Origin of the sequence: Tenacibaculum agarivorans, from assembly GCF_001936575.1 — a bacterium.
In the GTDB taxonomy this organism is placed as follows: domain Bacteria; phylum Bacteroidota; class Bacteroidia; order Flavobacteriales; family Flavobacteriaceae; genus Polaribacter; species Polaribacter agarivorans.
On sequence record NZ_MSMP01000047.1, the window covers coordinates 1 to 19,361 of the forward strand.

Annotated in this window: 17 protein-coding genes; 6 read left to right on the forward strand and 11 right to left on the reverse strand. The window is 30.3% G+C overall.

The annotated features are described in order from the left end of the window. The first annotated feature begins 327 nt into the window (after positions 1 to 327). Positions 328 to 2,829: a DUF5916 domain-containing protein gene (locus tag BVC87_RS21195; RefSeq protein WP_075344410.1), complete on the forward strand. Its 2,502-nt coding sequence runs from the start codon at positions 328 to 330 to the stop codon at positions 2,827 to 2,829. 109 nt (positions 2,830 to 2,938) lie between these two features. Further along, positions 2,939 to 3,601, forward strand: coding sequence for an ABC transporter ATP-binding protein (locus tag BVC87_RS21200; protein ID WP_075344411.1), 663 nt, complete (start codon positions 2,939 to 2,941; stop codon positions 3,599 to 3,601). Between the two features lie 149 nt (positions 3,602 to 3,750). Here the strand turns inward: BVC87_RS21200 and BVC87_RS21205 are convergent, their stop codons facing one another. From BVC87_RS21205 to BVC87_RS21230, 6 genes are all read right to left on the reverse strand, one after another. Then, a complete protein-coding gene (locus tag BVC87_RS21205) occupies positions 3,751 to 4,959 on the reverse strand; it encodes a hypothetical protein (protein ID WP_143569870.1) in 1,209 nt (402 codons plus the stop codon). Between the two features lie 222 nt (positions 4,960 to 5,181). After that, positions 5,182 to 6,396: a hypothetical protein gene (locus tag BVC87_RS21210; protein ID WP_143569871.1), complete on the reverse strand. Its 1,215-nt coding sequence runs from the start codon at positions 6,394 to 6,396 to the stop codon at positions 5,182 to 5,184. A 143-nt stretch (positions 6,397 to 6,539) separates the two neighbouring features. Next, entirely contained in the window at positions 6,540 to 7,754 is a 1,215-nt protein-coding gene (locus BVC87_RS21215; protein WP_143569872.1) for a hypothetical protein, read from the reverse strand. 656 nt (positions 7,755 to 8,410) lie between these two features. Beyond that, a complete protein-coding gene (locus tag BVC87_RS21220) occupies positions 8,411 to 9,160 on the reverse strand; it encodes a LytR/AlgR family response regulator transcription factor (protein WP_075344415.1) in 750 nt (249 codons plus the stop codon). Further along, complete coding sequence (locus BVC87_RS21225) at positions 9,160 to 10,689, reverse strand: tetratricopeptide repeat-containing sensor histidine kinase (RefSeq protein ID WP_234974707.1); 1,530 nt, start codon at positions 10,687 to 10,689, stop codon at positions 9,160 to 9,162. Before BVC87_RS21225 ends, BVC87_RS21220 begins: the two co-directional genes overlap by 1 nt. Before the next feature lie 282 nt (positions 10,690 to 10,971). Continuing rightward, entirely contained in the window at positions 10,972 to 11,511 is a 540-nt protein-coding gene (locus tag BVC87_RS21230; protein ID WP_075344417.1) for a hypothetical protein, read from the reverse strand. A 286-nt stretch (positions 11,512 to 11,797) separates the two neighbouring features. On the opposite strand from BVC87_RS21230, the gene BVC87_RS21235 reads away from it, so the two are divergent. From BVC87_RS21235 to BVC87_RS21245, 3 genes are all read left to right on the forward strand, one after another. Beyond that, entirely contained in the window at positions 11,798 to 13,279 is a 1,482-nt protein-coding gene (locus tag BVC87_RS21235) for a S10 family peptidase (RefSeq protein ID WP_075344418.1), read from the forward strand. Positions 13,280 to 13,335: 56 nt separating this feature from the next. Continuing rightward, entirely contained in the window at positions 13,336 to 13,887 is a 552-nt protein-coding gene (locus BVC87_RS21240) for a CPBP family intramembrane glutamic endopeptidase (RefSeq protein WP_075344419.1), read from the forward strand. A 182-nt stretch (positions 13,888 to 14,069) separates the two neighbouring features. After that, positions 14,070 to 14,828: a TIGR02757 family protein gene (locus tag BVC87_RS21245; RefSeq protein ID WP_075344420.1), complete on the forward strand. Its 759-nt coding sequence runs from the start codon at positions 14,070 to 14,072 to the stop codon at positions 14,826 to 14,828. A gap of 182 nt (positions 14,829 to 15,010) precedes the next feature. Here BVC87_RS21245 and BVC87_RS21250 read toward each other — a convergent pair whose 3' ends face one another. Further along, entirely contained in the window at positions 15,011 to 15,307 is a 297-nt protein-coding gene (locus BVC87_RS21250) for a hypothetical protein (protein WP_075344421.1), read from the reverse strand. Positions 15,308 to 15,499: 192 nt separating this feature from the next. On the opposite strand from BVC87_RS21250, the gene BVC87_RS21255 reads away from it, so the two are divergent. Next, entirely contained in the window at positions 15,500 to 16,069 is a 570-nt protein-coding gene (locus BVC87_RS21255; RefSeq protein WP_075344422.1) for a PAS domain-containing protein, read from the forward strand. On the opposite strand, the gene BVC87_RS21260 is transcribed toward BVC87_RS21255, so the two are convergent. The 4 genes from BVC87_RS21260 to rimO all read right to left on the reverse strand — a co-directional run bounded on the left by BVC87_RS21260 (position 16,066) and on the right by rimO (position 19,354). Then, positions 16,066 to 16,797: a Dph6-related ATP pyrophosphatase gene (locus tag BVC87_RS21260; protein WP_075344423.1), complete on the reverse strand. Its 732-nt coding sequence runs from the start codon at positions 16,795 to 16,797 to the stop codon at positions 16,066 to 16,068. The genes BVC87_RS21255 and BVC87_RS21260 overlap by 4 nt on opposite strands. 13 nt (positions 16,798 to 16,810) lie before the next feature. Further along, positions 16,811 to 17,443 carry a LysE family translocator gene (locus BVC87_RS21265; protein ID WP_075344424.1) on the reverse strand — a complete coding sequence of 211 codons (633 nt, stop codon included), beginning with the start codon at positions 17,441 to 17,443 and terminating at the stop codon, positions 16,811 to 16,813. 156 nt (positions 17,444 to 17,599) lie between these two features. Further along, positions 17,600 to 17,989, reverse strand: coding sequence for a hypothetical protein (locus BVC87_RS21270; RefSeq protein WP_075344425.1), 390 nt, complete (start codon positions 17,987 to 17,989; stop codon positions 17,600 to 17,602). A 12-nt stretch (positions 17,990 to 18,001) separates the two neighbouring features. Further along, positions 18,002 to 19,354 carry a 30S ribosomal protein S12 methylthiotransferase RimO gene (gene rimO / locus BVC87_RS21275; protein ID WP_075344426.1) on the reverse strand — a complete coding sequence of 451 codons (1,353 nt, stop codon included), beginning with the start codon at positions 19,352 to 19,354 and terminating at the stop codon, positions 18,002 to 18,004. Positions 19,355 to 19,361 lie beyond the last annotated feature (7 nt).

Here is a 19,361-nt window from a genome sequence, read left to right on the forward strand (position 1 = left end):
ATCCATTTCTTATCAACTCCAAGCAAGCATTGATAATCGATAATTGTTTATTGATCATTGGAAAAAACTTCAGACTTCAAACTTCGGGCTTTAAACTAAATTCAATTTTAACACTTATAGAAAAGTTAAATTTTCAACATGCAGTCCCCTTTAACTTTCATAAAACCAACAGATTTGTAGTTTTAGGATCCAATTGAAAAAATTAAAGCCGAAAAAATGTAACACTCTATTTTTTTCCTAGTCTTTAGTGTAATCAATTCGTATTGATCCAACTATCAAATTATGACATTATTCATTCTAAAAACTATTAACTAACTGCTATTTAAAATGAAAAATTTTCATTCCTATTTACTACTATGCCTACTACTTTCAACAATTTCAAATGCACAAGTCAATAAAAACAGAAAAAGATTACCTGCAACTCGCGTAAATTCTACTCCCAAAATTGATGGTGATTTAAATGATGAAGCCTGGAAAAATGTTCCTGTTGCTGATAATTTTGTTGAATTTAGACCAGATAATGGAAAACCAGAATTAGGTGATTATAAAACAGAGGTGAAATTAATTTATGACGATAATGCCATATACATCTCTGCAAAAATGTTTGATCCTAATCCTGAAAAAATTCCAGCAGAATTTACCAATAGAGATAATTTTGGGAATTCTGACTTCTTTTTTGCGATGATCAATCCTATTGATGATGGACAAAATCCTGTAATGTTTATTGTAACTGCTTCTGGAGTGCAAATTGATGCCAAAGTATCTAATGGAAATAATGAGGATTATAATTGGAGTGCTGTTTGGGATAGTGATTTTAAAATTACTGAATACGGTTGGAATGTAGAAATGAAAATTCCATATAGAGCATTACGTTTTGCAAACAACAAAGTACAATCTTGGGGAATGAATTTTCATAGGGAAGTCCGCAATCTTAATAAAAGGTATACTTGGAATTATATAGACAACAGCATTGGACGTTGGACACAATATGATGGTTTAATTGAAAACTTTCAAAATATCTCTCCTCCTACTCGTTTGAACTTGTATCCATACGCTTCTGCTATCACTATTTCTGACAGAGATAACACTGAAGTTGATTGGAGCGTAGGTATGGATATAAAATATGGTTTATCAGAAAACTTCACCCTAGATGCTACATTGATTCCTGATTTTAGTCAAGTTGGTTTTGATGATGTACAACTTAACCTTGGACCTTTTGAACAACAGTTTACAGAACAGCGTCAATTTTTTACTGAAGGAACAGAATTATTTTCTAAAGGACGCTTATTTTATTCAAGACGTATTGGTGGTTCTCCTACTGATCAATTTGATGTAGGTGGGAATTTACAAGATGATGAAGATTTTGTTGGGGGTAAAAAAGTAAATGAAGAAATTGTGGATAATCCTAATAAAGTCCAGATGTTAAATGCCATTAAAATCTCTGGTAGAACAAAGGATGGATTAGGAATCGGATTTTTTAATGCAATTACAGAAAAAACAGAGGCTACGATTGAGCGAACAGAACAAACTCAAATCGGAACAGAAGTGGTAACTACTAAAAGTCAGCGTAAAGCCGTAACTGAACCTTTTACTAACTATAATATTATGGTCTTAGATAAGCAATTCAATCAAAATTCTGCTATAACGTTAATTAATACTAATGTGACTAGAGATGGACGATTTAGAGATGCTAACGCTACTGGATTACTATGGCATGTAGAAGACAAATCGAGTACCTATAATATAGATGGAAGTTTTAGAACTACGCATATCAGTGATGATCCAGACAATGATACTCCTGGATATTCTTTTGATACTAGTATTGGTAAACAATCTGGAAAATGGCGTTGGGAAATAGGTTATAATTTCGAAAATAAAGACTTTAACCCTAATGACTTGGGAATATTATTTAGTAATAATGAGCAAACTATATATGGTTTTACAGGCTATAGACAGCTAAAACCTGTAGGGATTTTTAATAATTTTGGAGTAAACTGGTGGTATAATTTTAATTTTCAACATCAATCAGGTATCTATACAGGAACAAATACAGGAATTTCTTTTTGGTCTGAAACTGTAAACAGATTTAATTTTGGTGGTAATATTAATGTTAGGACTACCTCTAAAGATTTCTTTGAACCAAGACAAGGAAGTACTTCAGGTGTATTTTTTGAAAGACCAACTCGTGTAAATTTAAATCATTGGGCAGGTACCGATTTTAGAAAAAAGTTTGCTTTAAATTATTTCTGGTACTACACTATGTTTGATAATATAGACAAGAATGCTTACGGGTTTGGACTAACTCCCCGTTATCGATTTAATGATCGTTTTTCTTTAACCTATTCTTTTGAATACAATCAGGTAGATAATGATTTGGGATATGTGGATGAATTGGATAATGGTGATATTATTTTTGGAGAACGAAACAGAAGCACTTACGAAAATTCATTATCAGGAAAATATAGTTTCAACACTAATTCTTCTTTATCATTAGCATTCAGACATAACTGGAGTAAAGTACCTTACGATGAGCAATTGTTACAACTAGATACTTCCAATGGGCAATTGTTACCTTCTGCTCATACGGATAATTATAACAGAAATTTTAATAGCTGGAATTTAGATTTAAACTATGTATGGCAATTTGCACCTGGTAGTCAATTGATCGCTTTTTATAGAAATTCAATTAATCCAGATTCTGATTTTGCGCCTGCTGATATCAGTTTTAGTGATAATTTAAATCGTCTTTTAGAAGAAAACATGAAACATACATTCTCTGTTCGATTTGTCTATTTTATAGATTATAATAATATTAAAAATATGTTTTAATTCTCTTTAGAGAACAAACATAGTGGCTAACTACTACACATAGAAATCAGATTAAAGGTATTTAGTCTGGTTTCTTTTTTTTACATTCGCTGTATTAGCCATACACTAGATGATTACAGGAAAAAATATACATAAAAATTATGGTGATGTTGAAATTTTAAAAGGAGTAGACATTCATATTGAAAAAGGAGAAATTGTAGCTATTGTTGGTCCTTCAGGAGCTGGAAAAACCACACTGCTTCAAATCCTAGGGACTTTAGATGAGCCTAATAAACAGCAGCATTATGAATTAACGATTAATGATATTAGCATCAAAGGGCTTTCAGATAACCAAGTATCTACATTTAGGAATCAACATATTGGTTTTATTTTTCAATTCCATCAATTACTTCCTGAGTTTACAGCTCTTGAAAATGTATGTATACCTGCTTTTATTGCTAAAAAAGGGAAAAAAGAAACCGAACAACGTGCTAAAGAATTATTAGCTTTTTTGGGTTTATCGCATAGAGAACAACACAAACCAAATGAACTATCTGGTGGGGAACAACAACGTGTAGCCGTTGCAAGAGCTTTAATTAACAATCCGTCTGTAATATTTGCTGACGAACCTTCTGGAAACTTAGATTCTACCTCAGCAAAAAATCTACATGAATTATTTTTTAAACTCCGTGATGAATTCGGACAAACCTTTGTTTTAGTAACTCATAACAAAGAATTAGCAACCATGGCTGATAGAACGTTGGAGATGAAGGATGGTTTGGTAGTGGAGTAGTTTTATTTTAAAAAGTCTATTTAGAATATTACCTATTAGTAAAGTAATTATATTGTGGAAAATAACTTTCTAATTATATCAAAAAAAGGAACAACTTTACTTAAAAAGTTATTCCTTTAGAATACTATTGTAATATTCTATTATTGTAATTAAAATTCCCTTATTCCTAATACACTAGCATTAAATGATGCTGGCAAACTTGGTCCTGACCCTTCTTTCGGATTGAACCCCCAGTTAGCTCCTGAAATAATATTTGCTGCCCAATGGTAATCAAAATCAAAGAAATTTAAATCTGCTCCCACATTTAAAAGATTAGTACGTATTTGACCTAAATTTCCGTAACTAGGTAAAATCCAATTCGAAAACTCTCCTTGATTTAATGTATTAATAAGCGATTGTGCTCCTGGCCAATTACTTTTCCCTAATGTTGGAGAAGCTACCATTCCATGTATTTCACCAGCAACATAACCCTCATCTCCTAATTGAAATATTTGATATACAATACCTCCTTCTGCTAAGGCTCCAACTTTTAATAATGACTCAGTAAGTTGGATTACTAATGGAGCATTTTCATATGATTTTAACTCATTTGCTGTAAACGTTTGCATGTCATCATCATATCCAGATTTTGTAATGGTAATAGTATACGAGTTATAACCATCTCTCACTCGAATTTGCTCTGTTACATTAGCTATCGCTTTATTATATACTTCTGTACCATCTGCTGTTACCAGAATAGTTGCATCAGTAAGTTCATAAGATTCTGATGCTACATCAAAAGCGTGTACTGATATTAAAAAATCAATGGTTTCAACAATATCAAAACTAAAATCAGTGTATCCAAAATCGTCAGCAGTAAATCCTTCTGGCGTGATAACTTCAGGTGTAATTTGTTTTGAATCGTCTTTAGCTATAGAAAAATTTGTTCCTAAAGGATCATTCACTAAGTAAGCAAGTGTACTTCCCTCTAAAGGAGCTACATACAATGTATTTTCATCTTCATCTAATACAAAATACTCTATAAGTTCATAATTCCCTGTTTTCAACGCAATAGGATCGCTAATAAAATTATCATTAAAAGCAATTACATCTAATTTCTCCTTATCATATACTATACTCCCATCATCTGTAGATTGAATAGTTACCACAATTTGATTTGGAGTTGTTTTTACTAATTGGCTATTCCTAAAACTTTTATTACCATTTGTAGGGGTATTTGTATCGTTTATTACATCAAAGGAAAAGGTTACCTGTCCTTCTCCTTCCACAAGAGTAACAGATGCTTCATCATCTGAACAAGACCACAACGTAAACATACAAATGGCTAAAGTCATCAAGAATTTAAATGCTGTTTTCATTTTTTTAAAAAATTTAATGTTTGGTTAATTATTAATTGATTAGAAGTGAATAAGCTTACTTTATATTTTAATATTGAATCGTTGTAAAATGAAGGACTAAATATTATTATGAAACCTAAGTCCTAATCGTTAGTAAATTTCCTCGAGACAAGCCTACAAGGCATTTTCATTTCGAGACAAATCTTGGAGTATTATATCCTTTACCGATGCCAATAAAAGAATTTACCTAGTAGTTGTCACGGTAACTTTAAGAGAGCCAAAATTATCATTATTATTACTGTCCCAACAGTATAATCTTAACTCTGAACTTGTTGTAATAGTAGTTTGAAACTGACTTCCTACTTTAAAAAAAGTAGTACCATTATCAAAACTCCCCACTAGTGCTCCAACTATAAATTCCTGACCTTCTTTTACATATGTAGCATCAGGATCTACAACTAAACCTCCATCTGCATTAGAATTAAACTCTGGATCATTACGTGATAAATTCCAAATATCATTAGGGTCTGTATTAATTACAACGGTTTGCCCAACTTCATACTCACCTATTATTAAACCAACTCCTCCACTTACACTGTTTCCTTTAGCAAAAACATCATAACTTTGTGTTACAGGAGGTAGAGATAAAATCACTATTAAAGGTTTATTCGCATGTAGTTCTAATTCAGCGTTAGTTAGTGTTAGTACATAGTCATCATATCCAGATTTTGTGATAGTAATGGTATAAGAATTAAAACCATCTCTCACTCGAATTTGCTCTGTTACATTAGCTATTGCATTATTATATACTTCTGTACCATCTGCTGTTACCAAAATATTTGCATCAGTAAGTTCGTAAGATTCCGACGCCTCATCGAAAATATGAGTTGATATTAAAAAATCAATGGTTTCAACAATATCAAAACTAAAATCAGTGTATCCAAAATCGTCAGCAGTAAAACCTTCTGGCGTGATAACTTCAGGTGTAATTTGTTTTGAATCGTCTTTAGCTATAGAAAAATTTGTTCCTAAAGGATCATTCACTAAGTAAGCAAGCGTACTTCCTTCTAAAGGAGTTACATACAGTGTATTCCCATCTTCATCTAATACAAAATACTCTGTAAGTTCATAATTCCCTGTTTTCAAAGCAATAGGATCGCTAATAAAATTACCATTAAAAGCAATTACATCTAATTTCTCCCTATCATACACTATACTCCCATCATCTGTAGATTGAATAGTAACCACAATTTGATTTGGAGTTGTTTTTACTAATTGGCTATTCCTAAAACTTTTATTACCATTGGTAAGGGTATTTGTATCATTTATTACGTCAAAAGAGAAAGTTACCTGTCCTTCTCCTTCCACAAGAGTAACAGATGACTCATCATCTGAACAAGACCATAGCGTAAACATACAAATGGTTAAAGTCATCAAGAATTTAAATGCTGTTTTCATTTTTTAAAAAAATTTAATTTAATGTTTGGTTAATTATTAATTAGAAGTAAATAAGCTAGCTTTATATTTTAATATTGAATCGTTGTAAAATGAAGGACTAAGTATTATTATGAAACCTAAGTCCTAATCGTTAATAAAAGAATTTACCTAGTAGTTGTTACGGTAACTTTGATAGAACCAGTATTATTATCCGAATCAGAGTCCCAACAATATAATTTTAATTCTGAAGCTGCTGTAACAGTAGTTTGAAATTGAGTTCCTACTTTAAAAAAAGTAGTACCATTGTCAAAACTCCCTACTAATGTCCCATGCTTAAATTCAGCTATTCCATTAGGAAAAGTTGAATTTGGATTCACTTGTAGTCCACCATCTGCATTAGAATTAAATCCTGGATCATTATCTAATAAATTCCAAATATCATTAGGGTCTGTATTAATTACAACGGTTTGCCCAACTTCATACTCACCTATTATTAAACCAGCTCCTCCACTTACACTATTTTCTTTAGCAAAAACATCGTAACTTTGTACTACAGTAGATAGAGATAAAATCACTATCAAAGGTTTATTCGCATGCAATTCTAATTCAGCGTTAGTTAGTGTTACTACATAATCATCATATCCAGCTTTTGTAATGGTAATAGTATACGAGTTATAACCATCTCTCACTCGAATTTGCTCTGTTACATTAGCAATAGAATTATTATATACTTCTGTACCATCTGCTGTTACCAGAATAGTTGCATCAGTAAGTTCGTAAGATTCCGACGCCTCATCGAAAATATGAGCTGATATTAAAAAATCAATGGTTTCAACAATATCAAAACTAAAATCAGTATATCCAAAATCATCAGCATCAAACCCTTCTGGCGTGATAACTTCAGGTGTAATTTGTTTTGAATCGTCTTTAGCTATAGAAAAATTTGTTCCTAAAGGATCATTCACTAAGTAAGCAAGCGTACTTCCTTCTAAAGGAGTTACATACAATGTATTTCCATCTTCATCTAATACAAAATACTCTGTAAGTTCATAATTCCCTGTTTTCAACGCAATAGGATCGCTAATAAAACTACCATTAAAAGCAATTACATCTAATTTCTCCTTATCATATACTATACTCCCATCATCTGTAGATTGAATAGTTACCACAATTTGATTTGGAGTTCTTTTTACCAATTGGCTATTCCTAAAACTTTTGTTACCATTTGTAGAGGTATTTGTATCATTTATTACATTAAAAGAGAATGTTACCTGTCCTTCTCCTTCCACAAGAGTAACAGAGGATTCATCATCTGAACAAGACCATAGCGTAAACATACAAATGGTTAAAGTCATCAAGAATTTAAATGCTGTTTTCATTTTTTAAAAAATTTAATTTAATGTTTGGTTAATTATTAATTGATTAGAAGTAAATAAGCTAGCTTTACATTTCTACCATAAAACTAGCTGTAATAAAAACGTGGAGGCAAAGTATTGACATTAGGTAAAGAGTTTACCTCATTAATTGGTGCTATGCTATGTATAAAGACAAATAAATTATCTATACTTATCTTTTTGATATCAAAAAAAGGGATCAGCGATAATTTACAGGGATGAAAATTATAATCTTGAAATTTACAGTAATTTCAATGGTAAGAATTACTTATTTTTAGGTAGAAGCGAGAAGGTTTTTATCCTAAATAACTAACAAAATGGTAAAGATTGAAGGCTAACTTATAACATATTGTAGATAAGTACTATCCAAATTAAAAAATGATAAAGTAAGGTTCAATTTAAATACTTCGTAAATCTAAAATCGTATATCTACTATTTTACGTTCCATATTTTAAATTAAGTTGATAATACACTAGTCCTCGTAAAATACGTTTGATCCAAAAAAAGACCTTAGTCCTGACATAAAATTACATCGAAGAAAAAGTAATAGCATTGTAATGAAGTACAAGAATACAAGACATAAAGCACACTATTTTAGGGCATGAATTATTTTTAAAGGATTTGTTTTTTAGTAACCTTAACTATTTTAGTATTATATGTTTTTTAATAATGCTTTTATATTTATCACTAAAAGTGACTTTGTAACCTCCAAGCATCATTATCAAATTATCATTAGGGAAAATCTCTTCTATTTTTTGAAGATTTACAATAAAATTCCTACTAACTCTACCAAAAATTTTAGAATCTAAGAGTTCTATTACTTTAGTAAGAGAAATTAAGATAACAAATTTTCCTTTTTCTGTGATAATATTACAATAACGACCTTCTACTTGAATAAAAATAATCTGATCTAGCAATACTTTCTTTAAAGAATTTCCTTTTTGAATATATAAACAGTCTGGTGTTACTATAGCTCCTTTATCATTATCCGCAATAGTTTCATTTTGGTTATAAAACGTTTCCATTGCTTTTCCCAAAGAAAACAATAACTCTAATTCATTAAATGGTTTTACCATATAATTAAAAGGCATTGTAGCTTTAGCTCTTTCAAATAATTCTTTATCAATAGAACTTGTTAAAAACAGAAAAGGCTTTTTAGGATATTCTAGTTGATTTATAGTCTCAGCAAATAGAATACCTTCAGGATGTTCTCCTAAAAAAATATCAATAATAACAATATCAATATCTTTCTGGTTTAGATAAATAGCTAAAGCGGCTTTAAAATTATCTGCTATTCCGGTAATATTATAATTATTATTCTCCAATACTTCTACGAGAGCTTCTCTCTCTAGAGGATTGTCTTCTACAACTAAAACATTTATTTTTTCCATTAATCAGGGGATTTAGGTAAAGATACAATCATTTTAGTACCTCTACCTAATTCACTTTCTATTAAAAATTCACCTTTATTTTTTTGAATCATTGATTTACATAATTGCAAACCTAAACCTGAACCAATTATGTTTTTGTGTTTCCTTTCATTAACTGTAGAGACTTTTGCCCTTAGAAGCCTTAAACGTGTTTCTTCATCCATTCCTAAACCTGTATCTTCAATGACTATATTAATTCGATCTTCCTTAGCCTCTTGAGTGTAGATTTTAATACTATCATTAGATTCCGAAAATTTTATCGCATTATCTAATATATTCCTTAAAATAATCTTTAATGATTCTTTATCAGCTAAAGCTTTAACTGATTTAGGCACTTTATTTTCAAAGTGTATTTCCTTTTCTTTGATGAGTGGTAAATAATTAAAAGCGACATGCTCTACAGCAAAAAACAATTGTAGCTCTTTAATTTCAAAGTAAGCCTGTTTCGTTTGTAATAATGCCCAATTTAATAAGTTGTCTAGTAAATTATATGCACCACCAACCAAAGCACTATTTTTTAGTAATAATTGATGTACACCATCAAAATTTTCAGCCTCCAAATTAGCCAATAACTTTTTGTTACTTAGTTTCAGTGTATTCACAGAAGATCTTAAATCATGACTTACAATCGAGAAAAGTCTATCTTTAGTTGTGTTTAATGCATCTAATTTTTCATTTTGTAATGAAATAGTCTTTTTTGATTTGATATTTTTTCGATAAAAAAAAGAAATCACTATCAATAACAAAAACAAACCTATAGCCGCATATAAAATAGTATTACGCTCTGCTACTTGAGCTCTATTTTCTGCTTTCAAAACATTAACTTCTTTTTCTTTTTGTGCTATTGCAAACTTTTTTTCAAACTGAGCTGTTTGCCATATTTTATTTTGATCATTTAAGGAATCTTTCCATTGTTCATATTCTTTTCTGTATAGTAAAGCAGCTACTAAATCTTTTCTATTCTCCTCCACTATTGCCATATTTTTAGCAGCATCACGTTTTAATGTAAAATCATCTACATTCTTAGCTAAATCATATGCTCTTTGAAAATAGGGAATCGCTATATCATCCTTATATTGTTCATAATAAAGACTTCCTAGATATGCATATGCTCCTACTAATTCTGTAGTATCTTTTTTTTCTTCATACAGCTTTAAACTTTTTTTTAAATATTTATTTGCTCTTTTAAATTTCTTAAGATGTAGATAACACAAACCTAAATTGAACAAAATATTACTTCTTTTAAAACCCAAGTCTAAAGGTTTATCTTCTAAGATTTTAAACTTTTCAATTGCTTTTTCATATTTAGAACTCATCAAGTTTATTTCTCCTTGATACATAATCACTCTTAATGCAAACTCAAAATCTTTAGATATTTTATAAAATTCATTTTCTGATTCAGATAACAATCCTTTTTTTAAAAAACCATATCCCCTAAAAAAATGACCGTAATCTTTTACTTCGGTACTTTCTGGTACTTTTTGTTCCAATAGAGATGTATGAACCAATATAGAATCCCATTCTTGATTTAAAAAAAAAGACCTCGATTTATCAAAAAAATCATCATTAATTAAATGCTGACTTTTCTCCTTTAAAGTTTTAAAAAAGTATGGCTTCGACTGTTTTTTAGAATTTTGTGCGTAACAAATTATACATAAACTAAAAAAAAATATTGAGGAACATTTAGAAATTAACATTTTAAATATTTGGTTTAATTTCTAAAATACAAAAAGCAGAGTAAACTCTGCTTTTTAATTAGTATACTTTTATCTTTACTGTCTGTCTCCTGATTTTACAGTAGTGACGGTTCCTCTCGATGTTTCAGGATCTGCATCTACAACAAATGCCTCTACTGTTTTTATTTTTTCTAATGGTAAAGTAAAAATGCCCGATTTTATAGCTTCATTTTTGAAATTAACTTCAAAACCGAACATGTCATATTCTGAAGGTAAAGACTTTGGGGCTTCTGCTTCAAAAGCCGCGTATAAGTTTAATTGATAACCTCCTGTAGAGCCATATGTAAAGTTCCAACAGAATCCAAAATCATCTGTGGTGAGATCATAATTATTATCCACCAAAATAACTCCTGTTATTCTAATACCCGTAACTTCATTATCATTAGAAATTAAGTTAGCTACTATGGTAGGAGGTAATAATTTTGGATAGTTTCCCTCAGGCAAGGAAATTGAATTTTCTTTTTGAAGTTTAAAAGTTATTTCTCCTTCTTCTTTGGAAATTAGTTTTCCTGGCACAAAAGTTCCGTTTACATTTATTATTCCAGTAGATTCTTGAATTATTGTATTAAAATTCATAATAATTTATTTTTAGATTTTTAATTAAACATTATAGAATTACTATTTTAATATTTAAAGTAATTCTATAACAAAGAGAAAATAAAAAAATGCAGAAATCTGTTCTATTGTTATAAAAAAGGTAAATCTATGTATGAAATAGTATTCGCCTTTGCACAAATTTTAAACGTAACCGCATAAAAATTAATTTCGACAATCTCATTACTTGAAAATAAGGTTCCATTTTACCATTTCATTTTTTTATTTTCAGAATTCTTACCTTAGAGCACATTAAGAGCCAAACCAAATGAAAAGAATCACATTATTATTTTTATTACTTTCTGCACAACTATTTTGTCAAGATTATAGAATTCCTGTAGACACTACTGTAGTCACTACAAATTCCATTACTATAAAAGGGAAAAAAGTGAATTATAAGGCTCAAACAGGTACGCAACCTGTGTTTGATGCTAATGGAAATATAAAAGCTACCTTATTTTACACCTATTATTATAGAACTGATATTGCTAACAACGTAAAAAGGCCATTAATCATGTCTTTTAATGGTGGTCCAGGTTCCGCTTCTGTTTGGATGCATATTGCGTATACTGGACCAAAAACATTAAAAATAGATAATGAAGGAAATCCAATTCAACCTTATGGTATAAAAGACAATCCGTATTCAGTATTGGATGTAGCTGATATTGTTTTTGTGAACCCTGTAAATACAGGATACTCAAGACCTGTGGTGAAACAAGATGAAAAAGTTGATAAGAAATACTTTTTTGGTGTAAATGCTGATGCTAAATATTTAGCGGATTGGTTAAATACCTTTGTGACTAGAAACAATAGATGGCAGTCTCCTAAATATATTATTGGTGAAAGTTACGGTGGAACTCGAGTAATGCAATTGGCTTATGAATTACAAAGCAGACAATGGATGTATTTAAATGGTGTAATTATGGTTTCTCCTGCGGATTATAAACTGTTGCGTACCGACAGTTCTGAAGATTATGCTATTAATTTTCCATACTACACTGCTGCAGCTTGGTATCATAAACAATTACCTACTGAATTACAACAAAAAGATTTGTTAGAAATACTTCCTGAATCTGAAAACTTTGCTATTCATAAATTACTTCCTGCACTTGCTAAAGGTGGATATATTGGAGAAACAGAAAAAAATCTAATCGCTGAACAAATGGCCTATTACTCGGGAGTTCAAAAAGAGGTTATTTTGAAACACAATCTAGAACTTCCTAAACCATATTTCTGGAAAGAATTATTACGAAATACTTCGGGTAAAACTATCGGTCGATTGGATAGTAGATATTTAGGGTTAGATAGAAGAGAAACTGGAACTCAACCAGATTATAGTGCCGAATTAGTTTCATGGTTGCACTCATTTACTCCTGCTATAAATTACTACATTCAAAATGTACTACAGTTTAAAACTGATGTAAAATACAATATGTTTGGTCCTGTTAGACCTTGGGATTTCTCAAACAATAATGCTCGAGAAAATTTAAGAAAAGCTATGGCTGAAAATCCATACTTACAACTATTGGTACAGTCTGGTTATTATGATGGCGCTACAACATATAGTGCTGCAAAATATACTATGGGAAAAATAGATCCAAGTGGTAAATTAAAAAATAGAATGAATTTTAAAGGGTATAGAAGTGGACATATGATGTATCTTAGAAAAGAAGATTTAGAAAAAGCTAATGAAGATTTAAGATCATTTATTATAAAAAGTTCAAAAAATATTGGCGCTGCTAAATATTAATGTAACTTTTTTACTATTGACGCTACCTATATAGTGATATAATAAAGATCAATACCATGATGAATACTTTTAAGGAGTTAATTAGCTATTTGAAAAATCCCGTACTGGAGAGTGACACCAATACTGATTTACAATATAGACTAACTAAATTCTTCCATCTACTAATCATTAGTATCATTACTGCTACGTTACTCACACCATTATTTAGTTTGGTTGAAGCACTAGGATTAGTTAATATGGAAAGTCATGCTATGAAAGACATTATGAATCAGTTTTCTAAAACACAAGTTTTTCTTTTAGCTGCAATAGTTGCTCCATTACTAGAAGAACTTTTTTTTAGAGCTCCAATAACGCTATTTAAGGATAAGAGTACATTTAGAATATTATTCTATCTCTTTGCAGTATTTTTTGGTTTTGTTCATATTACCAATTTTGAACTTACTCCTAATGTATTGTTATTGAGTCCGATTTTAGTTGCTCCTCAAGTTATTTTAGGTGGATACTTAGGTTTTATTAGAGTTCGATTTGGTTTACAATGGAGTATAGTATTACATGCCACTTATAATGCTTTTTTTATTTTATTTAGCTTTGCTGCCGATACTTTTTAATTGCGAAGTTAGAAGTTAGAAGTTAGAAGTTAGAAGTTAGAAGTTAGAAAATTCATTTTTATATTTGAATTAAACGGTACAATTAAAGTAACCTTTTCTATTTTTTAGCATATCAAACTTTATAACTTTGCGATTCCAAACCAGCAACTAATAATTGAATACGTAAAACTATTTTGTGTAGCATGACAAAAAATGAACTAAAAGCATTTTTAGATGAAAAGGCTGCTCTTTATGAACATCCTGATTTTATAACTAGCGATCCCATACAAATACCTCATGAATTTTCTATAAAAGAAGATATTGAAATTGCTGCTTTTTTGTCTTCTATTATTGCTTGGGGGAATCGTAAAATGATCATTAATAATGCAAGACGAATGATGGATTTGATGGGGAACTCTCCATATGATTTTGTCATGAATCATTCTGAAGATGATCTGGCTAATTTTGATGGATTTGTACATAGAACTTTTAATGCTGATGATTTTAAATTTTTCATCACTTCGTTACAAAACATCTATAAAAAGTATAATGGATTAGAAGCTGCTTTACGACCTGAAGTAGACAATTATCAGCACGCTATCCATAATTTTAAACAACTATTTTTTGAAATTCCACATTTAGCTCGAACACAAAAACATATCTCTGATCCTGTAAAAGGTTCAGCTGCTAAACGTATTAACATGTTTCTACGTTGGATGGTTAGAGATACTAAAAAAGGAGTGGATTTTGGTATATGGAAAACGCACAATTCAAGCTCTTTACATTGTCCTCTAGATGTTCATACTGGAAATATCGCTAGAAAACTTACCATTTTGACCAGAAAACAAAACGATTGGAAGGCTATACAGGAATTAGATGTTATACTAAGAGAATTTGACAAGAATGACCCTGTTAAATATGATTTTGCACTGTTTGGATTAGGTGTTTTTGAAAAGTTTTAATTCAATAATAAAGCTGTTTAAAAAGGCTATTTTTTGTCAAACTATCTCGATACTTCGAGAGTTTCAGTTATCTCATGATAATTGAAAATCAGATAAAATGGATTATGAAATACTGAACTAAATTCAGCACAGGTAGATTCAGAATGACGTTTTTCAATACTTTGTAAACAGCTTCATTGTTTTTATGGATTTGTACAGTCTAATTCATTCAATATTTTCTTTAACTCTGCGATCTGTAGCTCTTGGGCTGGACAGTCTTCAGCTTCTTTAATAAAGTTATTCAACGCTTCTCTATAGGCTAAACATTTTGCTTCTGTTCGATCATTTAAATACTCTTGACCTGTTCTTGAAAATTCTGCTGATAGTGCAGCTAAATCATTAGTATCACAACCACCTTGAGGATCGTCACTGTCTCCACAAGAGACATAATTTAAAGAAATAAGCATAAAAGTTATTATGAATAGTTTCTTTTTTTTCATGCTAATAATTTTTGATTGATTTAATAAGATTAAAAACGCATAAATATGTTAGTTTATTATCTAGTATGGATTACTAAGACAATAACTTACTTTATAAGCTGAATTATTTACAATAAATCTAAATAATAAGATTTTATAGATACACTGTATTAATTTTAAAATTTTCCATATTTTACAAGAAAATTTTCACCAATGAATCATGCATTAGATAATATGAAGAGTTTAGATATTTATGTAGACTCTATAGCGCAGGAAGAATATGAAAAGATCAAGGATTTGTTATATCCTGAATCGAAAATTAATGCAAATTTATTAAGCTTTGAGTTTCATTTACAAAACTTAGATAAATTATTCAAAGGAGCTAGTGTTAACAAAGATATTTTCTCTCTCAATTATTTTTCAAAAACACTCTCTTGGAAAAACAATATTGAAAAAATTCTTACTCAAAATCCTTTTGAAGCACTTGTACTTACAGATATAAATAGAAATATTCTTTGGGTTAATGATGGATTTACAACTATGACAGGTTATCCTAAAAACTATGCCATCAATAAAACTCCTTCTTTCTTACAAGGAAAAAGTACATCTCAGCAGACCAGAACAAGGATTCGAAAAAAATTAACAACTGGTCTCCCTTTCAAAGAGGTTATTATTAACCACAGAAAAGATCAAACTACTTATAAATGTGAAATTCATATTTTCCCTTTAACTAAAAATAATGAAGTAACACACTTCTTAGCTTTAGAGAAGCAAATAGCTTAAGGCAATAAATCACAATACCAAAAACTGGTATCATAATTTTTTACTTTTTCAGAGGTGTCTGTGTGACAATTTTGATCATCTTCTTTATTTAGAGTATAAGATCTTAAGACTTTTTCTCCAATTTGAAAATCAACAGGAGAATTAAAAATTGGTCCGTCAAATGTGAATGTATGAAACTCGCCATTTTCACCACATGGATCAATATTCTCAGGTAAATCTTTTATAAAATCTTCATCAATAATACGACCTACAAACTCTTCACCTAACAATGTAGCATTTACACAAACAGTAATCGTCTTAAATCCTAAATCTAAAAATTCTTTAAGTAACTCTTTAGTATCTCTTTTCCATAAAGGATACACTACTTTTATACCTACTTCTGCTAATTTTTGATCTCTATACTTTTTTAAATCTTCTAAAAAAATGTCTCCAAATACTGCATAATCTAACTTGTTTTCTTTGAAGTCAGAAAGTGTTTCTTTCATTTTCTGATTGTACATTTCCATTGTTACTTGAGCAGGAAAGTATAATTTTTCAGAAGGTAAACCTATTGCTTCTACCTGTTTATCAAGTAACTCTTCTCGTAGTCCATGCATAGAAATTCTACGATATTCTTGATTGACATTTGTTAGGAGCTTTACAATTTCATACTCTTTTTCTTGTAAAATTTTATACAATGCAAATGCAGAACCTTTCCCTGAACTCCAATTAAAAAACGCTTTTTTCATCAAATAAATATCTTTATTTTTTAGAGAGTGCTAATTTAATACCTAAAGCAATAAAAATACTTCCTGTTATTCTATCTAACCATAATTTAATCTTATAATTTTTACGAATACTATTTGATAATCTTGAAGAAAAAACAGCTAACAATAAGCACCACAAAGTTCCTGTAGTTAAGAATGTAACTCCTAATAGTAAGAAAGAAAGTGTTGTATTTGTATATCTTGGATCAATAAACTGTGGTAAGAAAGCTAAGAAAAACAATGCTACTTTAGGATTCAAAATATTAGTTAAAATTCCTGATAAATAGATTTTTTTATAATTAGTATTCTTCTCTGCATGTTCTATTTGAAAATTACCTGAGCTTTTACTAAGTAGTGACTTTATTCCCAAATAAATTAAATAAGCTGCTCCTATGTATTTCACAATTTGAAACGCTAGCGCAGATTTAGCTAAAATGATTGATAGACCTAATGTAGCAAATATCACATGAAATAAAGCACCTGTAGTAATTCCTAAAGCAGATAAAATTCCTGCTTTTTTCCCTTGTGCTATACTTCTTCCTAAAATATACATAGTATCAGCACCAGGAGTGATATTTAAAATAATTCCTGCAATTAGAAAAGTTTCAAAGTTTATGATTCCGAACATTTTTTAGAGGTTTAAGATGACTTCTTAAAAGTAGTCTTCTAAAAATTGTCTTTTTATACTATCGTATAGATATAAACTTTACATGAATAAGAAAATACTATCTGTTTCACTTTTGAAATTTAACAGTACAATATGCATTGAAATAACTAGGAAAATCTAATCCCATTTTGGATCATCTAAATCTTTAGAAAACTCATCAACTCCTTTAAATCCCAAATCTTTAAGTTTTCTATAATATTCGCTCTCTTCAAATGGTACTTCAAAATCAACTTCATCACTCCAAATGGAATCAGCTACTACTTGCAACCATCTTGGAGGTGGTGAATTTTTAAGAAAAAAATCGATTTTACCTTCAATAGTATTATAATTTTTATCAAGCCATGTATAAAAGACCATTAAAAATGTTTCTCCACTTCCCATTCTCCATTGCATACTAAAGGGGTGTGAATTAGGAAAAACAACCCACTGAGGAGGAACATAACCATATTGAGAAATATATTTTTCTACTTCCCTTTTATACCAATCTTCAGTACTATAATCTTTCATCTAAAATTATAATTACTTTCTTTTTTGATGTAAAGGCACTGGTCGTTCTTGTTTAACTGTTGGAGTCCCATACAAGTCAAAATCACCTGCATCATAGATTTCAATATCAATAAACTCCCCTAATTTGATGTAATGCTCTCTAGCATCTACAATAACATCATTATCTACATCTGGTGAGTCGAATTCAGTTCTTCCGTAATAATATTCTCCATCTTTTCTATCGAATAAACAACGAAACGTTTTACCGATCTTTTCTTGATTTAACTCCCAAGAAATCTGACTTTGAACTTCCATGATTTCATTGACTCTTCTAAACTTCACATCAGCTGGCACATCATCTTCCAAAACATATGCTCCTGTATTTTCTTCATGAGAATATTCAAAAGCTCCTAAACGTTCAAATCGCATCTCCTCTACCCAATCCTTTAATTCTTGAAATTGTTCTTCGGTTTCTCCAGGATATCCTACAATTAAAGTGGTACGAATTGCCATATCTGGCACGTATTCTCTAAACTTGTGAATTAAATTCGTGGTTTTCTCATGAGTAGTTCCACGCTTCATTGATTTTAAGATCTCAGTATTGATATGTTGTAACGGAATATCAAGATAATTACAAACCTTAGGCTCTTCTCTCATCACATCCAATACATCCATAGGAAATCCTGTTGGGAAAGCATAATGCAAGCGAATCCATTCAATTCCATCAACCTTAACTAATTCTTTTAACAAATCTGCTAGAGCTCTTTTTTTATAGATATCTAAGCCATAATAAGTTAAATCTTGGGCAATTAACATGATCTCTTTAATCCCGTTTTCAGCTAGTTTAGTTGCTTCAATTACTAGATCTTCAATAGGAGTTGATTTATGTTTTCCTCTCATTAAAGGAATTGCACAAAAAGAACACGGACGATCACACCCTTCCGCTATTTTTAAATATGCGTAATGTTTAGGTGTAGTTGTTAATCGTTCTCCAATTAGCTCATGCTTATAATCAGCTTCTAAAACTTTTAATAAATTTGGTAAATCATGCGTACCAAAATATTGATCTACATTGGTAATTTCTCTCTCCAAATCTGGCTTATAACGCTCACTTAAGCAACCAGACACAAATACCTTATCTATTTCTCCTGCTTCCTTTCGTTGTGCATAATGCAAAATAGTATCAACACTCTCTTCTTTAGCTTTACCTATAAAACCACAAGTATTAATCACCACAATATTTCCATCATCATCTGGGTCTTCGTGTACAACGTTTTTCCCATTTGCCTTTAATTGTCCCATTAACACCTCACTATCGTAGACGTTTTTAGAACAACCTAAGGTTACCACATTAATCTTATTCTGTTTTGTAGATTTTGTACGCATCTATCTA